Origin of the sequence: Paenibacillus sp. 598K, from assembly GCF_003851045.1 — a bacterium.
In the GTDB taxonomy this organism is placed as follows: domain Bacteria; phylum Bacillota; class Bacilli; order Paenibacillales; family Paenibacillaceae; genus Paenibacillus_D.
On the sequence record NZ_BFBX01000234.1, the window covers coordinates 2,305 to 3,271 of the forward strand.

The 967-nt window shown below is 66.0% G+C and carries 1 protein-coding gene; it reads left to right on the forward strand.

Going from position 1 to position 967, the window contains the following annotated elements:
- Positions 1-592 (forward strand): FadR/GntR family transcriptional regulator (locus tag PA598K_RS34780; RefSeq protein ID WP_148092046.1); only part of this gene is annotated, 592 nt, incomplete at its 5' end.
- Positions 593-967: the final 375 nt, after the last annotated feature.

The window sequence follows — 967 nt, forward strand, 5'->3', positions numbered from 1 at the left end:
CTACAGCGTCGGCCGCTCGACGATCCGCGAGGCGCTAAGCGCGATCAAGGCGATGGGACGGCTAGACATTCGCCAGGGCGGCGGCACCTTCGTCAAGGAAGCGCCGGCCGAGCCCTCTCACCCTGCGCAACAGCAGCCGGACGCCTGGCTCGACCGTTCCCGCTCGCTCCGCCATATCCTTGAGGTGCGACAGGTGCTCGAGAGCGGCGCGGCGATGCTGGCGGCGATCCATCGCACCGACGAGCATCTGGCTCAGCTGCGCGAGACGTTGGACGGGATGGCCTCACAGCTGTCCGACGAACACTTCGGCGAGCAAGCCGACGTCCGCTTCCATCTGCAGATCGCCGCAGCGACGGACAACCCCGTCATCATCGATCTGATGACCTCGCTCTCTGAGCGGCTCCACGAGAGCATGAAGGATACGCGGGCGCTCTGGTTTTACTCCGAGCGCTCCACCTCGGAGCGTCTGCTGCGCGAGCATACCGGCATCTATGAGGCGATCGCCGCCGGCGATGGCGCCGAGGCGTCGCGGCGGATGAGCCAGCACATCGCCAAGGTGATGCAGGTGCTCGATCGGGAGCAGCCGCAGTAGAGCCTACGCCGGGAGCCCGTACACACTGCCTTATGGAGGCCCACACACGTCTCATGGGCGGGGCGACAGTCATCCAACGCCGCCTGTTTTATGCCGCTTAGCCAGACCGCGCGTAAGACGGGGGGTGCCCGGATAGCGGCAGGCTCGGGCGCCAGGCACGATCCGGCTCGGCGTTCAGCTCGGGGCGTCTGCACGGAGCGTCGGGCACGGGCGTTTGGCACGGAGCCGCTGGCACGAGCGTCCGGCACGGAGCGTCCGTTACAAAGCATCCAACACGGGGCGTCTGGTAAGGACATCAGTGTGCGAGGCGACATCTCTACATCCAGCCTCTCGCCTGAGAGCGCTTTTTCGATTTGCTAGGGCGTGTCTGCATAC